Source organism: Streptomyces aureoversilis, from assembly GCF_042657885.1.
GTDB lineage: Bacteria > Actinomycetota > Actinomycetes > Streptomycetales > Streptomycetaceae > Streptomyces > Streptomyces aureoversilis.
In genome coordinates this window covers 61,746-84,820 of the sequence record NZ_JBHSKJ010000029.1, presented here as the reverse complement: position 1 = coordinate 84,820, position 23,075 = coordinate 61,746, and the positions used below count along the sequence as shown (strand labels likewise).

The following is a 23,075-nucleotide window of genomic DNA, read 5'->3' as shown; positions in this document are numbered from 1 at the left end:
CCCCCGCGTCCTTCAACCGGAAGTCCGCACCGCAGTCGACGACGAGGACGTCCGGGGCCAGTTCGCGGGCGAGCGCCGCGGACTGACCGTGCGGCAGCGCGAGGAAGACGACGTCGTGCCCGGCGAGTACCTCGGCCGACGTGGGCTCCAGCACGCGCCCGGCCAGGGGCAGCAGGTGCGGCTGCACGGAGCCGAGCCGCTGGCCCGCGTTGGAGTTCGCGGTGAGGGCCCCGATCCGTACGCCGGGGTGCGCGAGCAGCAGGCGCAGCACTTCGCCGCCTGCGTATCCGCTCGCTCCTGCCACTGCCACACGTACTGCCATCGGGCCCCTCCTGGTCGATGGCATGACTATACGAATAGGCGAAGATTTATGCAATGCCACCTACGAGGACCGCAGATACATAGCCCCTGACCTGCGACTTCGTGGGCCACGACCGGACCCGAGCCTCGCGATGCGGCCAATGGCGCCACAAGTGGCTCGCAATGGCGCCATCAATGCGTCATGATGGCGCCCTGGGTAGCGCGTCCCCCGGCCTCGCCGGTCGGGGGGCGCGCGTTTCGCGGGGTGAGTCATCAAAAGGGGTCGGATCATGGAGACAGCGCAGAGCCGGCAGCAGGCGGCACCCGGCGCCTTCGGCGCCTTCGCCCGCTTCGTACTCTGCGGCGGCGGGGTGGGGCTCGCCTCCAGCTTCGCCGTGGCGGCCCTCGCCTCCTGGATTCCCTGGGTCCTGGCCAACGCCCTGATCACCGTGGTCTCCACGCTCCTCGCCACCGAGCTGCACGCCCGCTTCACCTTCGGCGCGGGCGGGCGCGCGACCTGGCGCCAGCATGCGCAGTCGGCCGGGTCCGCGGCGGCCGCGTACGTGGTGACCTGCGTGGCGATGCTCGCCCTGCAGCAGCTGGTGGCGGCACCCGGCGCCGTGCTCGAGCAGGTCGTCTACCTGTCGGCCTCCGCACTCGCCGGTGTCGCGCGGTTCGCGGTGCTGCGCCTCGTCGTCTTCGCGCGGAACCGCTCGCAGGCCGCGGCCACCGTCCGCACCACCCACCGCCCCCTGCACGCGACCGTGGCCCGCGCCGCGGCCCCGGCCGGCCCCGCGACGCTCTGCCGCGCCGCCTGAAGCGCGCGGTCACAGGCGCGGTGTCAGTGGTCCCCCGTACGGTCTGCGCATGGTTGATCAGAGGACCTCCTTGCCCCCGATACACGACTTCGCGACCTGGGAGCCCGTGCTACGGCTCCTGCGGGCCGGCGACGCGGCGGGACAGGCCGCCCGGTCCGTCCGCGTGGCGGGAAGCATCGGCCGGGGCGGCTGGAGTCTGCCCCTGCAGCGGCGGATGCCGCCGCCCGGCCGGGCGGCCCAGGCCGAAGACATGCGGGACGAGTTCGACGCGGTGAAGCGGGTGCAGCACGCGCTGGCGAACGCCGGCGTGGACGACATCTCGTTCACGGCGGAGATCTCGCCGGCCGGGCAGGTCGCGCTCCGCCTGCTCGGGCCCAGCCCTGCCGTGGAGCCCGGCATCGGCACCCCGCATCCGGGGACGCTCATCCTCGTCGAAGGCGCCCTTCCCGAGCCCTGCCGCCGGCTTCCCGAACCGGCGCCCGGAGCGGTGCCGGCCCCTTCGGCGGATCCGGAACTGCTGGAGCGGACGCTCCGTGAGCGGCTGCCCGGCGCCATCGGCGCGACGGAGGCGGAGATCGCCGCTGCGGAAGCACGCCTCGGCGTCCCCCTGCCCGACGAGCTCAAGGCGCTCTACCGGGTGACGCGGGCGCGGTGGGAGGACTGGGGCGACGACCACGAGGCGGCGCAGCGCGAATCCACGGCGGTCGGCTGCGAGCTCTTCGCGCTGGACGACCTGTACATCGCCGACGCGTCGTCCCGTCACTGCCGCTGGGAGTTCGCGGCGATGGAGGCGGTCGTCACCCCGCCCGACGCCGCCGTGCAGGGCCTGGTCGGCTCACCCGGCTGGATCGCCTTCGGGGACAACGGCGGCGGCGACCGGCTGGCCGTCGATCTGACCCCCGGCCCGCACGGGCACACAGGGCAGATCATCATGGTCGGTCACGAGGAGAACATCGGCGCCTCCCTGGTCGCCGACTCGCTCACCGACCTGGTGCTGGACCGGCTCAGCAAGCGACGTGGCGGCTCGGGCGGGGAGCGGCCGCCTGCGGTGGCCCATGTGAACATCCGGAGCCTGCCGAGCGTCGAGGCCGCCGCCCACCCCGGCCTGGAGGTGCTGTCCATCGGCGTGTGGGACGAGGCGCCGCTCGGTCTCGCCCCGGTCATGGGACTGCCCCGCCTGCGGACCCTCGTCGCCTATCCCGGCACGCTCGCCGACCCTCTGGAGATCGCCGGGCTCACCGGCCTGGAGTACCTGGAGCTCGGCCCGCAGGAATGGCGCGTCCTCCTCGACGCCGGAGCCGTCCCGCGCAGCCTGTCGGCCGCCGCCATCAAGGTGCACGGCAACCCGGATCCCCTGCCCGTCGTGGCCGTCGCCAACGAACTCCTGGCTCTCTGGGACCGGCCCCGCATCATCCAGACCGTCCTCGAAGGCAGCCTCGGCGCCGTGCCGTAGTCGGGCAGCAGCAGGGGGCCGGTACGAACGGAACCGCCCCGGCCGGGCGCAGTGCCGGCCGGGGCGGAACGGTTTTCTCTCGCGCGGGCGCGTCAGCCCAGGATCGCCAGAGCCTGGTTGAGCGTCGCCGACGGGCGCATGACGGCCGCGGCCTTCGTCACGTCGGGCCGGTAGTAGCCGCCGATCTCGGCCGGGGAGCCCTGCACCGCGATCAGCTCGTCGACGATGGTCCCCTCCTGCTCGGTGAGCGTCTTGGCCAGGGGGCCGAACGCCTCCGCGAGCTGGGCGTCGTCGGTCTGCTTCGCGAGCTCCTGGGCCCAGTAGAGCGCCAGGTAGAAGTGGCTGCCGCGGTTGTCGATGCCGCCCAGGCGGCGGCTCGGCGACTTGTCCTCGTTGAGGAAAGTGCCGGTCGCGCGGTCGAGCGTGTCGGCCAGGACCTTGGCGCGGGCGTTGCCCGTGGTGGCCGCGAGGTGCTCGAAGCTGGCCGCGAGCGCGAAGAACTCGCCCAGGCTGTCCCAGCGGAGGTAGTTCTCCTTGACGAGCTGCTGCACGTGCTTGGGAGCGGAGCCGCCGGCGCCGGTCTCGAACAGGCCGCCGCCGTTCATGAGCGGGACGACCGAGAGCATCTTCGCGCTCGTGCCGAGCTCGAGGATCGGGAACAGGTCGGTGAGGTAGTCACGCAGGACGTTGCCGGTGACGGAGATCGTGTCCTCGCCGCGGCGGATGCGCTCCAGCGAGAACTTCGTCGCCTCGACGGGCGACATGATCTCGATCTGCAGGCCCTCGGTGTCGTGCTCCGGCAGGTACGCCTTGACCTTCTCGATGAGCTGCGCGTCGTGCGCACGGTTCTCGTCGAGCCAGAACACGGCCGGGACGCCGGTCGCGCGGGCGCGGGTGACGGCGAGCTTGACCCAGTCGCGGATCGGCGCGTCCTTGGACTGGCACATGCGGAAGATGTCGCCCGCGCCGACCGTCTGCTCCAGCACGACGTTGCCGGCACCGTCGAGGACGCGCACCGTGCCGGTGACGGGGACCTCGAAGGTCTTGTCGTGGCTGCCGTACTCCTCGGCCTTCTGCGCCATGAGGCCGACGTTGGGCACGGAGCCCATCGTGGACGGGTCGAAGGCGCCGTTGGCGCGGCAGTCGTCGAGGACGACCTGGTAGACGCCCGCGTAGCTGCTGTCCGGGAGGACGGCGAGGGTGTCGGCCTCCTGGCCGTCCGGGCCCCACATGTGGCCGGAGGTGCGGATCATGGCCGGCATGGAGGCGTCGACGATGACGTCGCTGGGGACGTGCAGGTTGGTGATGCCCTTGTCGGAGTCGACCATCGCCAGGGCCGGGCCCTCGGCGAGCTCGGCGTCGAAGGAGGCCTTGATCGCGGCGCCCTCGGGCAGGGCCTCCAGGCCCTTGAAGATGCCGCCGAGGCCGTCGTTCGGGGTCAGGCCCGCGGCGGCGAGCTGCTCGCCGTACTGCGCGAACGTCTTCGGGAAGAAGGCGCGGACCACGTGGCCGAAGATGATCGGGTCGGAGACCTTCATCATCGTGGCCTTCAGGTGCACGGAGAACAGCACGCCCTCGGCCTTGGCGCGGGCGACCTGCGCCGTGAGGAACTCGCGCAGCGCGGCGACGCGCATGACGGAGGCGTCGACGACCTCGCCGGCGAGCACGGGGACCGACTCGCGCAGGACCGTGGTGGAGCCGTCGTCGCCCGAGAGCTCGATGCGGAGCGTGCCGTCCTCGGCGATGACCGCGGACTTCTCGGTGGAGCGGAAGTCGTCGACGCCCATGGTGGCGACGTTCGTCTTCGAGTCGGCCGTCCAGGCGCCCATGCGGTGCGGGTGCGTCTTGGCGTAGTTCTTGACCGACGCGGGGGCGCGGCGGTCGGAGTTGCCCTCGCGCAGGACGGGGTTGACCGCGCTGCCCTTGACCTTGTCGTAGCGGGCGCGGATGTCGCGCTCCTCGTCGGTCTTCGGGTCGTCCGGGTAGTCCGGCAGCGCGTAGCCCTGCTGCTGCAGCTCGGCGACCGCGGCCTTCAGCTGCGGGATCGAGGCCGAGATGTTGGGCAGCTTGATGATGTTGGCACCCGGCGTCTTGGCCAGCCGGCCGAGCTCGGCGAGGGCGTCGTCGATGCGCTGGCCCTCTTCGAGGTACTCGGGGAACTGCGAGATGATCCGGCCGGCCAGGGAGATGTCGCGGGTCTCCACAGTGACCCCGGCCGTCGAGGCGTAAGCCTGGACCACGGGCAGGAACGAGTGCGTGGCCAGGGCCGGGGCCTCGTCGGTGTGCGTATAGATGATGGTCGAGTCAGTCACCGGGTGCTCCGCTCCACGTCTGTAACATTGCTCGACATCAAGATATCTCGTGGCGGACCCCCTCTCGACAGGACCCTGGCCACATCTGCGGAACGGGGCCGGACACACGCCCCGGCCGCCTTCCGGGCGAGGCCGGGCGGGCCTTTCAGTCCTTGCCGTCGCCCAGGGACTCCAGCAGGCTCCTGAGAGCCGTCGCGATCATGTCGCGCTCTTCCTTCGTGAGGGCGGCGAGCAGGCCGGCCGAGGTGGCGACGTGGTCGGGCAGGGCCTCGTCGATGAGGGCGCGGCCCGCGTCGGTGAGCGCGACCACGACGCTGCGCCCGTCCGAGGCGCTGGGGCTGCGGCTCACCAGGCCGCGGGCCTCCAGGCGGTCGAGGCGCTGGGTGATGGCCCCCGAGGTGACCATCGACGCCCGCATCAGCTCGGCGGGGGTCAGCCGGTGCGGCGCATCGCTGCGCCGCAGCGTGGCGAGGACGTCGAAGGACGCGGCGTCGAGCCCGTGGGCGTTGAACGTACGGCCCGTTTCGGCGTCGACGAGCCGGGACAGCCGCTTGAGCCGTCCGAGTACCGCCATCGGCGACACATCCAGGTCAGGGCGTTGCACAGCCCACTGTTCGAGTACGCGGTCGACGTGATCTGCCATCGGGCCAGGGTAGTGGACCGGACGCAACTGTCTTAGCAGTGAGCTACCTCACGCGCCGCGTCCCCCTTCAATAGCTTAGCGCTGAGATATATTGCTTTAGTGCTAAGCAATCGAGTCGGAACCCTGCTGCTCACCGCCCTCGCGCCTGCCGTCTGGGGCACCACCTACCTCGTGACCACGGAGCTCCTCCCTCCGGGCCGCCCGCTCCTCGCGGCGGTCGTCCGGGCCCTGCCCGCCGGGCTCGCGCTCGTCGCCGTGACGCGGCGCCTGCCGCAGGGCGTGTGGTGGTGGCGGGCGCTCGTGCTCGGCGCCCTCAACATCGGCGGGTTCTTCGCGCTGCTGTTCGTCGCCGCGTACCGCCTGCCCGGCGGGGTCGCGGCCACCGTCGGCGCGATACAGCCGCTGCTGGTCGCCCTGCTCTCCGCCGGCCTGCTGGGCGAACGGCTCTCCCCCCGTACGCTGATCACCGCCGTCGCAGGTGTCGCCGGGGTCAGCCTGCTCGTACTCCGGGCCGAGGCCCGGCTGGACGTCCTCGGAGTGGCCGCCGCGGTCGGCGGAGCGGTCGTCATGGCTGCCGGAATCGTCCTCAGCAAGCGCTGGGTCTCGCCCGCGCCCCTCCTCGCGACCACCGGCTGGCAGCTCGTCGCGGGCGGCCTGCTGCTGCTCCCCGTCGCCCTCTTCGCCGAAGGCCTGCCGCCCGCGGCGCCCACCGCCGCGAACCTGGCCGGTTACGCGTACCTCGCCGTCATCGGATCCGCCCTCGCCTACAGCCTGTGGTTCCGCGGGATCCGGCTGCTCCCCCCCACCGAGGCGACCTTCCTCGGACTGCTCAGCCCGCTCGTCGCCACGGCGCTGGGGTGGCTGATACTCGATCAGGAACTCAGCCTCGTCCAGGGCTTCGGCGCGCTCGTCGTCCTGGCGTCGCTCGTGGTGGCCCAGCGCCGGCGCGGCGCGGCGGGCCCGGTCCGCACGGAACGACCGGCCCGCACGGAACACCCGGCCCCGGCGGCGCCGGCTCCCGAGCCCGCCACCCGGTGACGTCACCGCTCGTCACCGCTCGCCCAGTCAAGACCCAGTGATCCCCTTCCGACCAAGGAGCTGACAGCCATGCGCATCACCGTCTTCGGAGCAGCCGGCAACGTGGGCAGCCGCGTCGTGACCGAGGCCCTGTCCCGCGGCCACGACGTCACCGCCGTCGTACGGGACTCAGCCCGCTTCGGCGAACTGCCCGCCGGGGCCACCGCCCGCACCGGCGACGCCTCGGACCCCGCGGACGTCGCTCGGCTCGGCGCCGGGCAGGACGTCGTGATCACTGCGACCCGCCCCGCGCCCGGCAGCGAGCACCAGCTCCTCGCCGTCACCGAGGGGCTGCTGTCCGGGCTCGCCGGCACCGGCGTCCGGCTGCTGCTCGTCGGCGGCGCCGGCAGCCTGACCCTTCCCGGCACCGACGGCGTCACCGTCGTCGACGGGCCCGGCTTCCCCGCCGACTGGCGGCCCATAGCCCTGGCCTGCAACGACCAGCTGGCCGCCTGCCGCGCCGCCGAGCCGGGCCTGGACTGGGCCTACCTGAGCCCCGCCGCCATCCTGGAGCCGGGCGAGCGCACCGGCCGGTACCGCCTGGGCAAGGACGAGCTCCTCGTGGACGCCGAGGGCAACTCGGCGATCTCCATGGAAGACCTGGCGGTGGCCCTCGTCGACGAGGCCGAGAAGCCGGTGCACCACCGGACGCGATTCACGGTCGGGTACTGAGGGTTCGCGGACGCGGACGGACGCGGACGCCGGCCGTCGCAGACCGGCCGCGCGGGCGCGTCGCACCCGATCGACGCGACGGCAGTCCGGCACCGCCGGTACGGCACGTTGTGGCTGGTCGCCGCCGCGGCGGGGGAACATGCCCGGCCGGCACCGTGCAAGTGGGCAGGTGCGCCACCCTCCTCGCCGCAGCGGCGCGCAACCCCCACGGCCGACACCGGCGGTGCCCAACCGACCGGCACGACCGAAGTCCGGCACCGCCGGTACGGCACGTTGTGGCTGATCGCCGCTGCGGCGGGCGTGGGTGCCCGCCCGGCGCGTGACCACCGTGGCGGCGCCGGAGCGGGGAGGGTCAGGGCGTCAGCGGTCCCGCTGCGCGCCCTGCAGGCGTTCCAGTTCGCGGCGGTCGCGCTTGGTGGGGCGGCCCGTGCCGCGGTCGCGGACGGCCACCACGGCCACGTGTTCGCGCGGCGGCTCGGGCGGGGTGTTGTCGACGTAGCACTCGGCGGCGACGGGCGCGCCGACCCGCTTGCTGATGAGGCGCGACACGACGACGATGCGCTCCCGCCCGTCGAGGCGCACCCGCACCTCGTCGCCGGGACGCACCGTCTGGGCGGGCTTGGCGCGCTCGCCGTTGACGCGGACGTGGCCCGCGCGGCAGGCGGTGCCCGCCGCGGAGCGCGTCTTCGTGAGCCGTACGGACCAGATCCAGCTGTCGACCCGCACCGGCGCGGCGCCCTCGCCTGAAGCAACTACTGAAGCCATGCTCCGACTGTAGGGCCTGTCCGGCGGATCACGACGGACATGCGGTCCCGAACGCCGTCCGCAGCCTGCTCACCCCTTCCGCCAGCTCGGCCGTCCCGGCGACCGCCGCGAAGCTCAGCCGCAGGTGCGGGGCCACGGACTCCGCGGGGTGGTACGGACCGCCCGAGGCCACGGCGACGCCGGCGCGCAGCGCGGCCGCGGACAGCGCGGCGTCGTCGGTGCAGTCCGGCAGCCGGGCCCACACGTGGAAGCCCCCGGGCGGGACGAAGTCGACGGATACGGCGGGCAGTTCGCGGTGCAGGGCGGTGAGCAGCGCCTCGCGCCGGACGCGCAGCTCGGCGGCGGTCGTGCGCCGGTGCCGGGTCCAGGCGGGCGAGCCGACGAGTTCGAGGGCGGCCTCCTGCAGCGGGCGCGGCACGAAGAAGCTGTCCACGACCTGGACGGCCCGCAGGCGTTCGAGGACGGGCCCGCGGGCGGCGAGGGCCCCCACGCGCAGGCTCGGCGAGGTGGCCTTGGTGAGGGAGCAGACGTGGACGACGATGCCGTCGGGGTCGTCCGCGGCGAGGGTGGGCGGCAGCGGCGGGGCGTCCTCGTGGGCGAGGCGGCGTGCGAAGTCGTCCTCGATGACGAAGGCTCCGGCCTCGCGGGCCACCCGGATCACCTCGGGCCGCCGGTCGTCGGCCAGGACGGCGCCGGTCGGGTTCTGGAACAGCGGCTGGCAGACGAAGACGCGGGCGCCGCTCGTGCGGAACGCCTCCGCGAGCAGGTCGGTGCGCACGCCCCGGGCGTCGGTGGGCACGGGCACGGGCCGCAGTCCGGAGGCGCGCGCGGCGGCGAGCATGCCGGGGTAGGTCGGGGATTCGACGAGGACGGGCGCGCCGGGCGGGGCGAGGGCCCGCAGGGCCGCGGTCAGGGCGCTCTGCCCGCCGGCGGTGATCAGCACTTCGGAGGCGGCGACGGTGCCGGCCGGGCCGCCGATCTCGCGGGCGAACCAGGCGCGCAGCTCGGTCACGCCCTCGATCGGCGGGCGGCCCCAGGCGCCGGGGCGGCGCCCGGCCCGGCCGAGGGCCGCGGCGAGGGCGCGCTCGGGCTGCAGGGCGGGGTGGAGGTAGCCGCCGCTGAGCTCGATGACGCCGGGCGGGGGTTCGGCGAGCGTGGTGAGCACGCCGGAGGCGTCGACGGAGCGGGGGACGACCTCCCCGGCGCTCTCCACGCTGAGGGCGACCTGCTGCCAGGAGGTGTCGCCGAGGCGTGCGGGCGCGCCGTGCGGGGCCGTACGGAACGCGCCGGCGCCGGGCCGGGTGGTCACAAGGCCTTCCGCGGCGAGGGCGGCGATCGCCCGCGAGACGGTGACCGGGCTGACCCGGAAGCGTTCGACGAGAGCCCTGCTGGACGGCAGCTTCTCACCCGGAGAGTAGCGGTCGAGCTCCCTCTTCAGGGCTTCTGCCAGTTCAGCGACGCTGTTACGCTCATACATGAGAGTGAAAGATAGCGCTATCGGACCAACAACGGTAGCAGTGCAGAGCTCCGGGCGGGCCGCGGCGGACACCGCGGAGGCCGCGGGAGCCGCGGCCCCTCGCACGGGAGGCGGCGTCCTCCTCGCCGCCCTGGGCGTGGCGGCCTTCTCGCTGACGTTCCCCGCGACGGCCTGGGCCCTGGAGGGGCTCGGCCCGTGGTCCGTGACCGCCTGCCGGATGCTGCTGGCGGGCCTGATCGCCGCCGGCTGCCTGCTGGCGCTGCGCGTCCGGGTGCCCGCGCGGCGGCACTGGCCCGCGCTGTGCGCGGTGGCCGGCGGCACGGTCGTCGGCTTCCCCCTGCTGACCACGCTCGCCCTGCAGACCTCCTCGACCTCGCACGCCGCGGTGGTCGTGGGCCTGCTGCCGCTGACGACGGCCGCCTACTCGGCCGTGCGCAACCGGACCCGGCACTCGCGCACGTTCTGGGGCGCGGCGGTCACGGGCGCGGCCGTGGTGATCGCCTTCGCCGTGCAGCAGAGCGGCGGCAGCCCCACGACCGGCGATCTGTACCTGTTCGCCGCGCTGCTGGTCTGCGCCGCGGGTTATGCGGAGGGCGGGCGGCTGGCGCGCGAGATGCCGGGGTGGCAGGTCATCGGCTGGGCGCTGGTGCTGTGCCTGCCGGTGGCGGCCGCGGGTACGGCGGTGGCGCTGCCGGCCGAGCCCGGGCGGCTCACGGGCCACACGGTCGCGGGGCTGCTGTGGCTCGCCGCGGGATCGCAGTTCCTGGGCATGTGGGTGTGGTACCGCGGCATGAGCGCGATCGGTGTCGCCCGGGCCAGCCAGCTGCAGCTGGCGCAGCCGCTGCTCACCCTGGTCTGGTCGGTGCTGCTGCTCGGCGAGCGGCTGACCCCCGCCGCGCCGGTGGCGGCCGTGGCCGTGCTGGTGTGCATCGGGGTGACGCAGCGGGCGCGCGGCTGACCGGGTGCGCGGGTTGCTCCACCTGGCCGAGGGGCGGGCCATATACCGCCGGTCACCGTAGACTTGGGACCATCCCAGCACACATCTCGAATCTCGAACGGAACTCGAACAGAAGGGGCACCGTCGATGCATGCGAGCAAGGGTGACCGGTTGGTGGTCCACGGGCGGACGGTCGGCCAGCAGGACCACGTCGTGGAGATCGTCGAGGTGCTGGGGCCCAACGGCACGCCGCCGTACCGGGTCCGCGCCGAGAACGGCCACGAGACGATCATGTCGCCGGGCCCCGACGCGGTGGTCGACCACCGCAAGGCCTCCGGCCAGGGTTAGCCGATAGGGTCCCCCTCGCCGGGCCGGTCACGGCAAGGGGCAGCCCGTACGCCCCGTCCCGCCGCGACGGCGCTCGGCCGGCGCGGCGGGATCCAGCGGTGCCGTGCCCGCCTCAGGCCGTCCGGCACCGCCGAATGCCTCGTTCGCGGTTGCTCGCCGTCGCGGCGTGAGCAGCTTGCCGGAGCGCCGGAGGCACCCGTGGCGGCGCCCGCGGTCAGTACGGCGGGCGCACCCGGGCCGGGTAGTGGTCCTTGACCACCCGTGCCATCGCCCCTATCGGGTCCGCGACCACCTGCTTGGCGGAGAAGTACACGTTCCCGAGCACCTCCGGGTACTCCCGGCACAGCGTGAGGTGGCGCGAGAGCTCGGCCGGGTCCTGCCAGGGCGCGGGCTGCGCGGGGTCGCCGGCCCGGTACAGCGCCTCGCCGACGTACAGCTGCACGTCCGTGTCCCGGACGGTCTCCGCCCACCACGGCACGAGCTCCGCGTAGTCCGCGGCGGCGAAGCCGATGTGCCAGTACACCTGGGGCACGATGTAGTCGATCCACTCCTCCACGACCCATTTCCGCGTGTCCGCGCCGAGGTCGTCGTAGGTCTGCACGCCCGCGCGGGTGTCCGAGCCGAGCGGGTCGGTGGAGCGGTTGCGCCAGACCGCGAACGGGCTGATCCCGAACTGCACGTGCCGCTTGCGCCGCTTGATGCGCTGCCCCATCTCCCGCACCAGCAGGTCGATGTTGTCGCGCCGCCAGGCGGCCCGGTCCGGGAAGCCGGAGCCGTAGCGGGCGTACGCGGTGTCGTCGTCGAAGCGCTGGCCGGCCACCGGGTACGGGTAGAAGTAGTCGTCGAAGTGCACGCCGTCCAGGTCGTAGCGGGAGACGGCGTCGAGCATGGCGTCCTGGACGAAGCGGCGCACCTCGGGGAGGCCGGGGTTGTAGTAGAGCTTGCCGCCGTAGGGCACGACCCACTCGGGGTGGATGCGCGCGGGGTGGGTGGCGACGAGCCGGCCGGGGTCGGGGTGGTTGGCGATGCGGTAGGGGTTGAACCAGCCGTGCAGTTCGATCCTGCGCCGGTGGGCCTCGCGGACGGCGAAGGCCAGCGGGTCCCAGCCCGGATAGCGGCCCTGAGTTCCCGTCAGGTATTCCGACCAGGGCTCGAACGGGGAGGGCCAGAAGGCGTCCGCGGTCGGCCGGATCTGCAGCATGACCGCGTTGAGGCGGCGGTCGACGGCCGTGTCGAGGAGGGTGATCAGCTCCTCGCGCTGCCGGTCGGGGGACAGGCCCGGCTTGGACGGCCAGTCGACGTTGACGACGGTGGCGATCCACATCCCCCGGAACTCACGCTTCCGCCGGCGCTCGGCCGGGGCGCCCGCCCCCGCCGTCCGCGGAGCGGGCCACGACCGTGCCACGGCCGCTCCCGCCTCGCCGGACGCCAGCATGGCGGACATCATCCTTGCGGCGGCCACGGTGAACCCTCTTCGGGTCATACGCCCCATATGCGGGACCTCTCTTCGCCGTCTCGTCGGATCGGTCACACCGTTCGAGGCCAGCATGCCCGCCCCAGCCCCATCAGGACCGCACGGCGCGGAGTAACGTCTGGAACGAGGCGGGCGCCGCGGCGAGACGCGCGGCCCGCCGGACGACCGAGAACAGCGAAAGGCACGATGTGACGGACACTGTGGCAGACGTAGCGCGTGTCGGGGTGGTGGGCTGCGGCCAGATGGGCGCGGGGATCGCGGAGGTGTGTGCCCGGGCCGGCCTGGACGTCATGGTCGCCGAGACCACCGGGGAGGCCCTGGAGATCGGCCGCACCCGCCTGACCAACTCCCTCGGCAAGGCCGCCGAGCGCGGCAAGATCTCCGAGGAGGAGCGCGACGCGACGCTCGCCCGGCTGAGCTTCACCACCGACCTCGGCGAGTTCGCCGACCGCGACCTGGTCATCGAGGCCGTCGTCGAGAACGAGCAGGTCAAGACCGAGATCTTCCAGGTCCTCGACCAGGTGGTCACCCGCCCCGACGCGATCCTGGCCTCCAACACCTCCTCGATCCCGCTGGTGAAGCTGGCCGTGGCCACCTCCCGGCCGGACCGCGTCATCGGCATCCACTTCTTCAACCCGGCCCCGGTGCAGAAGCTCGTCGAGCTCATCCCGGCGCTCACCACCAGCGAGGAAACGATCAAGCGCGCCGACGCGCTGGTCGCCAACGTGCTGGGCAAGCACGCCATCCGGGCCCAGGACCGCTCCGGCTTCGTCGTCAACGCCCTGCTGATCCCGTACCTGCTCTCGGCCATCCGGATGTTCGAGTCCGGCATCGCCAGCCGCGAGGACATCGACAACGGCATGGAGCTCGGCTGCGCCCACCCCATGGGCCCGCTCAAGCTCTCCGACCTGATCGGCCTGGACACGGTCGCCTCGGTCGCCGACAGCATGTACCAGGAGTACAAGGAGCCGCTGTACGCCGCTCCCCCGCTGCTCCAGCGCATGGTCGACGCGGGCCGCCTCGGCCGCAAGACCGGCTCGGGCTTCTACACGTACTGAGCCCCGTACGCCCGGACCCGTATCGAGCGCCCCCGCGCCCGTCACGGACCGTCACCATCCGACACCGCCGCACACCCGTGTTCGCACGGGGTGTGCGGCGGTGACTCGCATATACCCCCCGCACACGCTCCCGCTCCGCCCGATGACACGGTTGACTCGGCTCGTCGGACACACAGGAGTCATTCCGGAAGGGGTACGGAAAGTGACCATGCATCCCGAGCAGGCCACCAGAACGGCTGAGCTCGCGGAGCTCCGTCGTAGCCTCGATGTCGGCGTCGTCCGCATCGACGGCCACCTCGCCCTCCTCACCCAGCGCAGCGATCAGTCGGAACGCGACATCACCGAGATGGCGAACCGGGTAAGGGCCCTGGAGCACGGCAGGTGGCCCCTGCCCTCACTGGCCGCGCTCACCGGTGTCGCCGCCCTGGCCCTCGCCGTCTGGCAGGCGACCGGCCGGTGAGCGCGGGGCGTGCCACGGCCGCCGCTCGCGGGGCCGGCCGCTAGCCGAGCCGGATGTGGTGCAGCAGCAGGAGCGCCGCCGCCATGTTGGCGGCCGGCACCTCGCCGCGGCCGATCATGTCGGGCACGAGCTTCAGCGGTACCCACTCGCGCCGGTCGGACTCGAAGTCGTCCTCCGGGTCGCCGATGTACTCGGCCTCGTCCGACCAGTAGATGTGGTGCCGGGCGTCGGTGAGGCCGTTGGACGGCTCGACCGACATCAGGTGCCGCAGCGGGCCGGGCCGCCACCCGGTCTCCTCCTCCATTTCCCGGGCCGCCGCGTCGGCGAGGTCCTCGCCGTCCTCGACGACGCCGGCGGCCAGTTCCCAGCCCCAGTTGTCGGTGATGAAGCGGTGCCGCCACAACAGCAGGACCTCATTGGCCTCGTTGACCACCGTGGCCACGGCGACGGGCCGCAGCCGGATGAGGAAGTGGTCGAGGTGGCGGCCGTCGGGGAGTTGAACGTCTGCGAGATTGACCCGGAACCAGCGGTTCGCATAGACCGTCCGCTCCCTGAGATTCTTCCAACGCACGTGTTGCCACCTTCCGCCGAGGTGGCCACCTCCCCGGGCGCTGTCCTCACAGGGGCACGCGCAACGCCCCGTCGATCATCTCGGCGGCCTCGGCAGTGGCCGCACACCCGCTTTCGATCAGATGCTCGCGCACCGCCCGGAGCCGGTCCCGTAAGCGCTGCGATTCCATGCCTCTCGCCTGCTCGGTCATCTCCCGTGCGGTGGCCACCGCCTTGTCCGCGTCTCCTTGACGCAGCTCGATGTGCGTGAGCATGGCGAGCCGGTGGACACGGCCCCGGTCGTGGGCGGGGGTGTCGACGGCCCGGTCCGCGTGCTCACGGGCGGGTCCGAGGTCGCCGAGGCTCAGGAGCGCCTCCGCCACCTGCACGTTCACCAGACCGGGCTGCACATAGCCGGTCTCGGCGGGCTCCTGGCCACGGCGGATGCGCTCGGCGGCGGTCTCGGCGCGGCGGATGCAGGCGAGCGCGCCGGCACCGTCGCCGAGCCGCGCGTACGCCTTGGCCTGCATGGCGTAGAGGTCGGCCGCGAGGGCCGGGGTCAGCTCCGTGCCCGCGGCCCGCAGCGCGGACTCGGCGAACGCCACGGCCTGCCGGTACTCGCGCATGAACAGCGACTGGTTGACGAGCAGGGCGATGACGTAGCCGCCGAGACCGCGGTCGCCGCTGGCCTTGGCCAGCCGCAGCGCCTGGTGGAAATAGCGCTGGGCCAGGCCGTGCGCGTCGGAGTCGTAGGCGCAGATGCCGGCGACGGCGACCAGCCCGCCGGTGGCCCGGTGCAGCTGACGGCCCGTCTCGTCGGTGTAGCTGCCGCGCAGCAGGGGGGCCGCCTCGGCGTTGAGGAAGCCGACGACGCGGGCGCGCGTCGCGATCCCGCCCGCCTTGCGGTACATCTGCTCGTAGTGGGTGCGGGCCGCGCGCAGCATCTCGATGTCGTCCATGGAGACGCGGGTGAGGCCGCGCCGGGAGACGTCGGCGTCCTCGGGCGGGTTCTCCCACTCCCAGACCGGGATGACGGCGGGGGTCCCGGTGACGGCGGGGGCGGTGACGACGTGCTCGCGCTGCTGCTCGTCGGAGCGCCAGAGGGCGGTGGCCCGCTCGACGAAGCCGGAGAGCGGGGTGTTGGGCAGCCGCGGGCTGCCCGGGGTGCCGAGGCCGATGTCGTCCAGGGTCAGCGCGCGGTGCAGCCGCTCACCGAGGACTTCGCAGATCAGATCCGGCACCTGGCCGCGGGGCCGCTGGCCCTTCAGCCAGCGGGCGACGGCCGTGTGTTCGTAACGCAGCGCCAGACCCCGGGCCCGGCCTGCCGCGTTGACGTGGGCGGCCAGGCCGGCGTGGGATATGCCCGCTTCGTCGAGGATGGCGTCAAGGAGAGTGTTGGGCTCCATCCTGCCCTCCGCATGCGCTCGGTGGGGCCAGCGTAATGGAGATCCCTTCGCACGGGGTGTGAACCGGCCGTGGCCGAGCGTCAGCGGCGGGGGCGGCCCGAACGGGCCAGACAGGGGCGGGGCTCGCGCCCCTGGGCAAGGCAGCGGTCGTTGCTCAGCACCAGCAGCGCGATGTCGTCGGAGAGCCGGCCTCCGGTGTGGCGCAGCAGCGCGGACTGGACGTGCTCGATGACCGCGGCGGGGACGACGGGCGCACGGTCGGCGACGGCGTCGAGAACGCCCGCGAGCGGGAAGAAGGCACCGTCCGCATCGCGCGCGTCCTCCGCACCGTCCGTGTGGAGCACCAGGGCGTCCCCCGGCAGCAGCCGGGTCAGGGGGGCCACGGGCAGCTCGGGCGGCAGCGGGAAGAGCCCGAGCGGCGGCAGCGGATCGCCCCGCCCCACCGCGGCGGCGCGGGGGCCCTCGCAGGCGGTGACGGAGAGGCGGTACGGCCAGGGGTGGCCGCAGTTGACCGCGGTGACCAGGCCGTCGGGGCGGATCTCCAGCAGCAGGACGGTCACGAACTCCTCGCCCAGCCCGCGCTCCTGCTCCGTCCCGGGCCTGGCCTGGGCCTCGGCGCGGGCGCGCTCGCACAGGTGGCGCTGCAGGGCGCGGTCCAGGCGGCGCAGGACACCGGCCAGGGCGGGCTCGTCGTGGGCGGCTTCGCGGAAGCTGCCGAGGACGGCGGCGACGGTGCCGATGGCGGTGAGGCCGTGGCCTCGGACGTCCCCCATGACGATGCGCACGCCGTACGGCGTGGCCAGCGCCTCGTACAGATCGCCGCCGACCAGGGCGCCCTCGCTGACCGACAGGTGACCGCCGGCGAGGGTGATCCCGTCGAGCCGGGGCGGCAGGGGACGCAGCAGCACGCGCTGGGCGGTGGCGGCGACCTCCCGGGCGCGCTCCAGCTCGCGCAGGAGCCGGCGCCGGCGGCCGGTGACGGCGCAGCCCGTGGCGGCGACGGCGACGATCGCGAGCAGGTGCACGCCCTCGCCGCGGGGGCTCACGAGCTCCCACGCGACCACTCCGAGTACCCACAGCACGGGGAGAGCGAACACCACCCCCCGCGGCCGGCGCACCGCTCTTGTCCGAATCATGCCGTTGGCCCCCCTAGCAGCAATGACGCCCTCGATTCTCGCGAGCGATCAGCGCTAAGTAACGACCCGAGCCTTCAATTCCACCCTATTGAGTGATATTCGGACACTCCTGAGTGAGGAAACGCGAGAGGGGCGCATCCGGTTCACCGGATGCGCCCCTCGTTCAGGCCGCAATCGCCTGCGTTCTCCTCGGCTTCCTTCAGCTGCTTCCAGCTGTTTTCAGCCGCGGCGGAAATCCGCGCAGGAGGTCACGCGGCATCACACAGCGTCACGCGCCGCGCAGCACCGCGCCCGTGCGCTCGACGGCCGCGGCCACGGCGGCGTCGCGCGCGCCGGTCGCCTCCTCGGCCGTCAGGGTGCGGTCGGCCGCGCGGAAGCGCAGCGCGTACGCGAGCGACTTCTTGCCCGCGCCGATCTGCTCGCCGGTGAAGACGTCGAACAGGCGCAGCGACTCGAGCAGCTCGCCCGCGCCGGACCGCAGCGCGGCCTCGACGTCGGCGGCCGCCACCGAGGCGTCCACGACCAGCGCGACGTCCTGCGTGGCCACCGGGAAGGAGGACACCTGCGGGGCTTCGACGGCACCGGCGCCGGCCTGCTGCAGGACATCGAGGTCGATCTCCATGGCGCAGGTGCGCTCCGGCAGGCCGAAGGCCTTCACGACGCGCGGGTGCAGCTCACCGGCGGAGCCGGCGAACACCTCGGCGCCCTCGACCATGACGTGGAACGCGGCGCAGCGGCCCGGGTGGAAGGGCGCCCGCTGGTCCTGGCGGACGATCAGCTCGACGCCCGCCTCGCGCGCGACCGTACGGCCGGCCTCGACGGCGTCCGCCCAGCCGGCCGGACGGCCCTTGCCCCAGTAGCCGTCGAGTTCGCGGGCCCCCGCGAGGACGGCGGCGGCACGGCGCGGCTGCCGGGGCAGCGCGGCGTTCAGGCCGGCGATCTCCTCGTCGGTGGGACGGCGGTCGACGGGCAGCCGGACCGGGGTGGTCTCCTCGCCGGTGGGCAGGAAGACGAGGCCGGTCTCGAAGAGGGCCAGGTCGTGCTCGCCACGGCTGTCGTTGCGGCGCAGGGCCGTGAACAGGCCCGGCAGCATCGTGGTGCGCAGCGACGGCTCGGCCTCGGAGAGCGGGTTGACCAGGCGCACCGTGCTGCGGCGCGGGTCGTCGGCCTCCAGGCCCAGGTGGTCGAGCGCCCAGTCCCCGACGAAGGGGTAGTTGAGCACCTCGACGTAGCCCGCGCCGGCCAGCGCCCGGCCGACGCGGCGGTGCAGCCGCTGCCGGTGGGTCAGGCCGCGGCCGGCGGGGGGCGCCGGCAGGGTGGCGGGCAGGTTCTCGTAGCCCTCGAGCCGGATGACCTCTTCGGCGAGGTCGTTCGGGTCGGTGAGGTCCGGGCGCCAGCTCGGGACGGTGACGATCAGCTCGTCCTGCCCGTAGACGTCGCAGCCGACCTCCTGGAGGTGGCGGACGACGGTCTCCCGGCCGTACTCCACGCCGGCGACGCCGTCCGGGTGGTCGGCGCGCATGGCGATCGTGCGCGGACCGCTGGGGGCCGCGAACTCGGTCACGCCGGCCTCGGCGGTGCCGCCCGCGAGCAGCACGAGCAGGTCGACGGTGCGCTGGGCGGCCGCGGAGGCCGCCTGCGGGTCGACGCCGCGCTCGAAGCGCTTGGCCGCCTCGGAGGGCAGCTTGTGGCGGCGGACGGCGCGGGCGATGGCGACGGGGTCGAAGTGCGCCGCCTCGACGACGACCTCGGTGGTGCCCGAACCGGCGGCGTGGTCGCCGATCTCGGTCTCGGCGCCGCCCATGACGCCCGCGAGCCCGATCGGGCCGCGGTTGTCGGTGATGACCAGGTCCTCGGGGTCCAGGACGCGCTTGGTGCCGTCGAGGGTGGTCAGCTTCTCGCCGCGCTCGGCACGCCGGACGCCGATCGGGCCGTCGAGGCGCGCGCGGTCGTAGGCGTGCAGCGGCTGGCCGAGCTCCAGCATCACGTAGTTGGTGATGTCGACGGCCAGCGAGATCGGGCGCATGCCGGCCTTCTGCAGGCGGCGCTGGAGCCAGATCGGGGAGCGGGCCTCGGGGTCGAGACCGGTGACCGTGCGGGCCGTGAAGCGGTCGCAGCCGGCCGGGTCGGCGACCTTGACGGGGTAGCCGAAGGAGTTGGGCGCGGGCACGTCCAGCAGGGCCGGGTCGCGCAGCGGCAGGCCGTAGGCGGTGGCCGCCTCGCGGGCGATGCCGCGCATCGACAGGCAGTAGCCGCGGTCGGGGGTGACCGCGATGTCCAGCACCTCGTCGACGAGCTCGAGCAGCTCGATGGCGTCGGTGCCGGGCTCGTACTCCTGCGGCAGCACGATGATGCCGTGCGTGCCGTCGTCGCCCATGCCCAGCTCCTCGCCGGAGCAGATCATGCCGTGCGAGACCTTGCCGTAGGTCTTGCGGGCGGCGATCGCGAAGTCGCCGGGCAGGACGGCGCCGGGCAGCACGACGACGACCTTGTCGCCGACGGAGAAGTTGCGGGCGCCGCAGACGATCTCCTGCGGCTCACCGGTGCCGTTGGCCGTGCCGACGTCGACGGTGCAGAAACGGATCGGCTTGCGGAAGCCCTCGAGCTCCTCGATGGTGAGGACCTTGCCGACGACCAGGGGGCCCTTGAGGCCGGCGCCGAGGCTCTCGACGCGCTCGACCTCAAGGCCCGCGGCGATCAGCTTGGCCTGCACGTCGCGACCGGTCTCACCGGCCGGCAGGTCGACGTATTCCCGCAGCCAGGAAAGCGGGGCGCGCATCAGATCTCCATCCCGAACGGCCGGGTGAAGCGCACGTCACCCTCGACCATGTCTCGCATGTCCTCGACGTTGTGGCGGAACATCAGCAGTCGCTCGATGCCGAACCCGAAGGCGAAGCCGCTGTACTTCTCCGGGTCGATGCCCGCGGCGGTCAGCACGCGCGGGTTGACCATGCCGCAGCCGCCCAGCTCGATCCAGCCCTCGCTGGAGCAGGTGCGGCAGGGGCGCTCGGGGTTGCCGGCCGACTCGCCGCGGCAGACATAGCACTGCATGTCCAGCTCGGCGGAGGGCTCGGTGAAGGGGAAGTAGTTCGGGCGCAGGCGCGTGGTCAGGCCCTCGCCGAACAGCGAGCGCACCATGTGCTCGATGGTGCCCTTGAGGTCGGCCATGGTCAGGCCCTCGTCGATGGCGAGGAGCTCGACCTGGGTGAAGACCGGCGTGTGCGTCGCGTCCAGCTCGTCCATGCGGTAGACGCGGCCGGGGCAGATCACGTAGACGGGCGGCTCGCGGTCGAGCATCGTGCGGACCTGCACCGGGGAGGTGTGGGTGCGCAGCACGACGCCGGACTCGGCCTCCTTGGCCTTCTTGCCCGGGGCCTGGACGAAGAGCGTGTCCTGCATGGCACGGGCCGGGTGGTCCTGCGCGATGTTCAGCGCGTCGAAGTTGAACCACTCCGCCTCGACCTCGGGGCCCTCGGCGACCTCGTAGCCCATGGCCACGAAGACGTCCTCGATGCGCTCGCTGAGGGTCGTGATGGGGTGGCGCGCGCCGGCCGGCGTGCGGTCGTAGGGCAGGGTGACGTCCACCGCCTCCTCGACCAGCACGCGGGCGTCGCGCTCCGCCTCCAGCTCGGCCTGGCGGGCGGCGAAAGCCTTGTTCACGGCACCGCGGGCCATGCCCATGCGCTTGCCGGCCTCGGCCTTGGCGTGCGGCGGCAGGGCGCCGATCTCGCGGTTGGCGAGGGCGAGGGGCGAGCGGTCACCGGCGTGCGCGGACTTGACCTCGCGCAGGGCGTCGAGGTCGGCGGCCGCGGCGACGGCGGCGAGCGCCTCGTCCCGCATGCGCTCGATCTCTTCCGGTTTCAGTGCCTCGACCTCGACAGGGTCGTACGACTTATTGGGTGCGGACATCTCTTCCCGTGCTTCCGGTGTGGCTGGCTTCGCTGCGCGGCTTTGCCCGACGGATGGGTGCCAAGGTCGTGCCAAAGGTGCCAAAGGTCGAGTCTAAGGGGCGCAAGGGGGTCGGTGGGCCCGCGGGCCGCCCGCTCAGGCCTGTGAGAGAAAGGCCGGGGCGCCCACGGGCAGGGTAAATCGGAACCGGGCGCCGCCGCCGGCGGCTCGCTCCACGGTGATCGTCCCGCCGTGGGCCTCGACGATGCCCTTGACGATGTAGAGGCCGAGTCCGGTGCCGCCGCGCTTGCTGCCCCGCCAGAAGCGGGTGAAGACGCGGCTCATCGACTCCTCCGGGATTCCGGGCCCCTCATCGCTCACGGTGACCGCCGTTCCCTCCGTGTCCTCCGCGCGTGCCTTCAGCAGCGCCGGCGCCACCTCTATCGTGACGCGTCCCTCGCCGTGGCGCACCGCGTTTTCCAGGAGGTTGCCGAGGACCTGGTCGACCTTGTCGGGATCGGCCCAGAGCTCGGGCAGCGGATCGGTGACCTTGACCTCGAAGCGGTCGGCGCGGTGGCCCGCGGTGGTGTACGCCTGCACGTGGCGGCGGACGGCGGCGACGACGTCGACGGGCTGGCGGCGCAGCTCCAGGCGGCCGGAGTCGATCCGGGAGATGTCGAGCAGCTCGGCGATCAGCCGGGTGACGCGGTCCGCGTCGGCGTCGACGGTCTCCAGCATCAGCCGCTTCTGGTCGTCGGTGAACCGCTCCCACTTGGCGAGCAGCGTGGCCGTGAAGCCCTTGACGGACGTCAGCGGCGAGCGCAGCTCGTGGGCGACGGTGGCGATCAGCTCGGCGTGGCTGCGCTCGGTGCGGCGGCGGGCGTCGGTGCCGCGCAGCTGGACGACCAGGCGGTGGACGGGCCCGGTGGGCCGCTCGCGGACGTAGCGCACGGAGACCAGGACCTCGCGGCCGCCGGGGAGCAGGAGATTCCGCTCGGGCTGGCCCACCCGGATGGCCAGCCCGCCGTAGGGGTCCGTGAGCGGCCACCAGCGGCGGCCGTCCAGGTCCTCCAGGGGGAGGGCGCTCTCCAGGGGGCGGCCGATCGCCTCGTCGGGCCGGACCGCGGTGATGCGGGCGGCGGCGGCGTTGAAGCAGGTGACGCGGCCGTTCTCATCGGCGACGACGAGCCCGTCGGGGAGATCGTCGGGGTGCAGGCCGAACCCGGTGAGCCCCTGCGCGAGGGGGTCGTCCGGCTCGTGGGGCCCGTGCGGCGCACGGGCCGCCGCCGGAGCGGCGTCGGCCACGCTCCCGGAAGTCCTGACGTTCATCATCCGCACCCCCTCCCGACTCCCCCCGGGGGGCAACCCTACTAGCTGAAGGTCACGGAGCGGCACCCTCCGGGTGCACGCTGCGCACGGGCGGAGGCGTAGAGGCACACTGCGGCGGCGGTCGCGAGGTTCAGGCTCTCGGCCTTTCCGTGGATCGGCACGCGCACCACGGCGTCGGCGAGCGCCCGGGTCTCCTCGGGCAGGCCCCAGGCCTCGTTGCCGAAGACCCAGGCCGTGGGACCGCCCATGGTGCCCCGGTCCAGCTCGGCGTCCAGGTCGCGGTCGCCCGCGCCGTCGGCGGCGAGGATGCGGGCGCCGACGCCCTGCAGGCCGCTCACCACCTGGTCGACGGGGACGCCCACGGCGACCGGCAGGTGGAAGAGGGAGCCGACGGAGGCCCGTACGGCCTTGGGGTTGTAGAGGTCCACGGAGGCGTCGGTGAGCACGACGGCGTCCGCACCCGCGGCGTCCGCGCAGCGCAGGACCGTACCGGCGTTGCCGGGGTCGCGCACGTGGGCGAGGACGGCGACCAGCCGCGGCCGGCCGGCCAGGATCTCCTCGAAGGGCGTGTCCAGGAAGCGGCAGAGACCGACGATGCCCTGCGGGGTGACGGTGTCGGACATCTCCGCGATGACCTCGTCCGTCGCGGTCAGCACGGGCACCCCGGCGTCGAGGGCGGCGGCGACGATGTCCGCGTGGCGCTCGGCGGCGTCCGGCGTCACGTAGACCTCGATCAGGTGATCCACGGCCTCGCGGACGGACTGCGGCCCCTCGGCCAGGAAGCGGCGCTCCTTGGCGCGGAAGCTGCGCTTGGTCAGTCGGCGGGCCGCGACGACACGGGGAGATCGCAGAGAGGTCAGCTCGGGGGCCGCCATGGGCTCACTTTCGGTTGCTGGTGTGCGCGGTGCGGTGGTGCGCGGGCCCGGCTCGGCCGGGCCGGCACGGCGGGTGCCGGGGGCCGGACGCGAGCGGA

General features: G+C 73.4%; 20 protein-coding genes and 1 pseudogene. 8 read left to right on the top strand and 13 right to left on the bottom strand.

The annotated features are described in order from the left end of the window. Window positions 1-322, bottom strand: a pseudogene (locus ACFPP6_RS33945) (N-acetyl-gamma-glutamyl-phosphate reductase); the annotation flags it as partial. A 268-nt stretch (window positions 323-590) separates the two neighbouring features. On the opposite strand from ACFPP6_RS33945, the gene ACFPP6_RS33940 reads away from it, so the two are divergent. Together ACFPP6_RS33940 and ACFPP6_RS33935 are read left to right on the top strand one after the other, a co-directional pair. Continuing rightward, window positions 591-1,118: a GtrA domain-containing protein gene (locus tag ACFPP6_RS33940; RefSeq protein WP_382050458.1), complete on the top strand. Its 528-nt coding sequence runs from the start codon at window positions 591-593 to the stop codon at window positions 1,116-1,118. A 49-nt stretch (window positions 1,119-1,167) separates the two neighbouring features. Continuing rightward, on the top strand, window positions 1,168-2,571 hold the full coding sequence (locus tag ACFPP6_RS33935; protein WP_382050456.1) for an SMI1/KNR4 family protein: 1,404 nt from the start codon (window positions 1,168-1,170) through the stop codon (window positions 2,569-2,571). 92 nt (window positions 2,572-2,663) lie between these two features. Here the strand turns inward: ACFPP6_RS33935 and ACFPP6_RS33930 are convergent, their stop codons facing one another. Beyond that, window positions 2,664-4,883, bottom strand: a complete 2,220-nt coding sequence (locus ACFPP6_RS33930) for an NADP-dependent isocitrate dehydrogenase (protein WP_382050453.1) — start codon at window positions 4,881-4,883, stop codon at window positions 2,664-2,666. A gap of 145 nt (window positions 4,884-5,028) precedes the next feature. Beyond that, complete coding sequence (locus tag ACFPP6_RS33925; protein ID WP_382050451.1) at window positions 5,029-5,526, bottom strand: MarR family winged helix-turn-helix transcriptional regulator; 498 nt, start codon at window positions 5,524-5,526, stop codon at window positions 5,029-5,031. 99 nt (window positions 5,527-5,625) lie between these two features. Here ACFPP6_RS33925 and ACFPP6_RS33920 point away from each other — a divergent pair, with 99 nt between their 5' ends. Together ACFPP6_RS33920 and ACFPP6_RS33915 are read left to right on the top strand one after the other, a co-directional pair. After that, window positions 5,626-6,564, top strand: a complete 939-nt coding sequence (locus ACFPP6_RS33920) for an EamA family transporter (RefSeq protein ID WP_382050449.1) — start codon at window positions 5,626-5,628, stop codon at window positions 6,562-6,564. Window positions 6,565-6,633: 69 nt separating this feature from the next. Then, window positions 6,634-7,275 (top strand): NAD(P)-dependent oxidoreductase, encoded by a 642-nt coding sequence (locus tag ACFPP6_RS33915; protein WP_382050447.1) that lies wholly within the window; start codon window positions 6,634-6,636, stop codon window positions 7,273-7,275. 360 nt (window positions 7,276-7,635) lie between these two features. Here the strand turns inward: ACFPP6_RS33915 and ACFPP6_RS33910 are convergent, their stop codons facing one another. After that, window positions 7,636-8,040 (bottom strand): RNA-binding S4 domain-containing protein, encoded by a 405-nt coding sequence (locus ACFPP6_RS33910; protein ID WP_382050445.1) that lies wholly within the window; start codon window positions 8,038-8,040, stop codon window positions 7,636-7,638. A 28-nt stretch (window positions 8,041-8,068) separates the two neighbouring features. Then, window positions 8,069-9,517, bottom strand: coding sequence for an aminotransferase-like domain-containing protein (locus ACFPP6_RS33905; RefSeq protein WP_382050443.1), 1,449 nt, complete (start codon window positions 9,515-9,517; stop codon window positions 8,069-8,071). Here ACFPP6_RS33905 and ACFPP6_RS33900 point away from each other — a divergent pair. Further along, a complete protein-coding gene (locus tag ACFPP6_RS33900; RefSeq protein ID WP_382050441.1) occupies window positions 9,516-10,475 on the top strand; it encodes a DMT family transporter in 960 nt (319 codons plus the stop codon). The genes ACFPP6_RS33905 and ACFPP6_RS33900 overlap by 2 nt on opposite strands. Before the next feature lie 126 nt (window positions 10,476-10,601). Then, window positions 10,602-10,802, top strand: coding sequence for a DUF1918 domain-containing protein (locus tag ACFPP6_RS33895; RefSeq protein ID WP_382050439.1), 201 nt, complete (start codon window positions 10,602-10,604; stop codon window positions 10,800-10,802). 214 nt (window positions 10,803-11,016) lie between these two features. Here the strand turns inward: ACFPP6_RS33895 and ACFPP6_RS33890 are convergent, their stop codons facing one another. Next, window positions 11,017-12,294, bottom strand: a complete 1,278-nt coding sequence (locus tag ACFPP6_RS33890) for a glycoside hydrolase family 10-like protein (RefSeq protein WP_382050437.1) — start codon at window positions 12,292-12,294, stop codon at window positions 11,017-11,019. Between the two features lie 182 nt (window positions 12,295-12,476). On the opposite strand from ACFPP6_RS33890, the gene ACFPP6_RS33885 reads away from it, so the two are divergent. Continuing rightward, window positions 12,477-13,334 carry a 3-hydroxybutyryl-CoA dehydrogenase gene (locus tag ACFPP6_RS33885; RefSeq protein ID WP_168096521.1) on the top strand — a complete coding sequence of 286 codons (858 nt, stop codon included), beginning with the start codon at window positions 12,477-12,479 and terminating at the stop codon, window positions 13,332-13,334. A gap of 202 nt (window positions 13,335-13,536) precedes the next feature. Beyond that, window positions 13,537-13,794 carry a hypothetical protein gene (locus ACFPP6_RS33880; protein ID WP_372504847.1) on the top strand — a complete coding sequence of 86 codons (258 nt, stop codon included), beginning with the start codon at window positions 13,537-13,539 and terminating at the stop codon, window positions 13,792-13,794. Between the two features lie 40 nt (window positions 13,795-13,834). Here ACFPP6_RS33880 and ACFPP6_RS33875 read toward each other — a convergent pair whose 3' ends face one another. The 7 genes from ACFPP6_RS33875 to ACFPP6_RS33845 all read right to left on the bottom strand — a co-directional run bounded on the left by ACFPP6_RS33875 (window position 13,835) and on the right by ACFPP6_RS33845 (window position 22,977). Next, entirely contained in the window at window positions 13,835-14,365 is a 531-nt protein-coding gene (locus ACFPP6_RS33875; protein WP_256791518.1) for an NUDIX hydrolase, read from the bottom strand. Between the two features lie 46 nt (window positions 14,366-14,411). After that, entirely contained in the window at window positions 14,412-15,749 is a 1,338-nt protein-coding gene (locus ACFPP6_RS33870) for a tetratricopeptide repeat protein (protein WP_058045201.1), read from the bottom strand. An 80-nt stretch (window positions 15,750-15,829) separates the two neighbouring features. Beyond that, window positions 15,830-16,885 (bottom strand): PP2C family protein-serine/threonine phosphatase, encoded by a 1,056-nt coding sequence (locus ACFPP6_RS33865; RefSeq protein ID WP_382050433.1) that lies wholly within the window; start codon window positions 16,883-16,885, stop codon window positions 15,830-15,832. 268 nt (window positions 16,886-17,153) lie between these two features. Further along, complete coding sequence (gene pheT, locus ACFPP6_RS33860) at window positions 17,154-19,664, bottom strand: phenylalanine--tRNA ligase subunit beta (RefSeq protein ID WP_382050431.1); 2,511 nt, start codon at window positions 19,662-19,664, stop codon at window positions 17,154-17,156. Further along, window positions 19,664-20,794: a phenylalanine--tRNA ligase subunit alpha gene (gene pheS, locus ACFPP6_RS33855; RefSeq protein ID WP_382050429.1), complete on the bottom strand. Its 1,131-nt coding sequence runs from the start codon at window positions 20,792-20,794 to the stop codon at window positions 19,664-19,666. Before pheS ends, pheT begins: the two co-directional genes overlap by 1 nt. Before the next feature lie 135 nt (window positions 20,795-20,929). Beyond that, window positions 20,930-22,102, bottom strand: a complete 1,173-nt coding sequence (locus ACFPP6_RS33850) for a sensor histidine kinase (RefSeq protein ID WP_382050427.1) — start codon at window positions 22,100-22,102, stop codon at window positions 20,930-20,932. A 41-nt stretch (window positions 22,103-22,143) separates the two neighbouring features. Then, window positions 22,144-22,977, bottom strand: a complete 834-nt coding sequence (locus tag ACFPP6_RS33845) for a TrmH family RNA methyltransferase (protein ID WP_382050425.1) — start codon at window positions 22,975-22,977, stop codon at window positions 22,144-22,146. Window positions 22,978-23,075: the final 98 nt, after the last annotated feature.

What these genes read in the sequence shown, in the direction of transcription:
- ACFPP6_RS33940 (WP_382050458.1), top strand. Translation starts at nt 591, where the DNA reads ATGGAGACAGCGCAGAGCCGGCAGCAGGCGGCACCCGGCGCCTTCGGC.
- ACFPP6_RS33935 (WP_382050456.1), top strand. Translation starts at nt 1,168, where the DNA reads ATGGTTGATCAGAGGACCTCCTTGCCCCCGATACACGACTTCGCGACC.
- ACFPP6_RS33925 (WP_382050451.1), bottom strand. Translation starts at nt 5,526, where the DNA reads ATGGCAGATCACGTCGACCGCGTACTCGAACAGTGGGCTGTGCAACGC.
- ACFPP6_RS33915 (WP_382050447.1), top strand. Translation starts at nt 6,634, where the DNA reads ATGCGCATCACCGTCTTCGGAGCAGCCGGCAACGTGGGCAGCCGCGTC.
- ACFPP6_RS33910 (WP_382050445.1), bottom strand. Translation starts at nt 8,040, where the DNA reads ATGGCTTCAGTAGTTGCTTCAGGCGAGGGCGCCGCGCCGGTGCGGGTC.
- ACFPP6_RS33900 (WP_382050441.1), top strand. Translation starts at nt 9,516, where the DNA reads ATGAGAGTGAAAGATAGCGCTATCGGACCAACAACGGTAGCAGTGCAG.
- ACFPP6_RS33905 (WP_382050443.1), bottom strand. Translation starts at nt 9,517, where the DNA reads ATGTATGAGCGTAACAGCGTCGCTGAACTGGCAGAAGCCCTGAAGAGG.
- ACFPP6_RS33895 (WP_382050439.1), top strand. Translation starts at nt 10,602, where the DNA reads ATGCATGCGAGCAAGGGTGACCGGTTGGTGGTCCACGGGCGGACGGTC.
- ACFPP6_RS33890 (WP_382050437.1), bottom strand. Translation starts at nt 12,294, where the DNA reads ATGGGGCGTATGACCCGAAGAGGGTTCACCGTGGCCGCCGCAAGGATG.
- ACFPP6_RS33870 (WP_058045201.1), bottom strand. Translation starts at nt 15,749, where the DNA reads ATGGAGCCCAACACTCTCCTTGACGCCATCCTCGACGAAGCGGGCATA.
- ACFPP6_RS33865 (WP_382050433.1), bottom strand. Translation starts at nt 16,885, where the DNA reads ATGATTCGGACAAGAGCGGTGCGCCGGCCGCGGGGGGTGGTGTTCGCT.
- pheT (WP_382050431.1), bottom strand. Translation starts at nt 19,664, where the DNA reads ATGCGCGCCCCGCTTTCCTGGCTGCGGGAATACGTCGACCTGCCGGCC.
- pheS (WP_382050429.1), bottom strand. Translation starts at nt 20,794, where the DNA reads ATGTCCGCACCCAATAAGTCGTACGACCCTGTCGAGGTCGAGGCACTG.
- ACFPP6_RS33850 (WP_382050427.1), bottom strand. Translation starts at nt 22,102, where the DNA reads ATGAACGTCAGGACTTCCGGGAGCGTGGCCGACGCCGCTCCGGCGGCG.
- ACFPP6_RS33845 (WP_382050425.1), bottom strand. Translation starts at nt 22,977, where the DNA reads ATGGCGGCCCCCGAGCTGACCTCTCTGCGATCTCCCCGTGTCGTCGCG.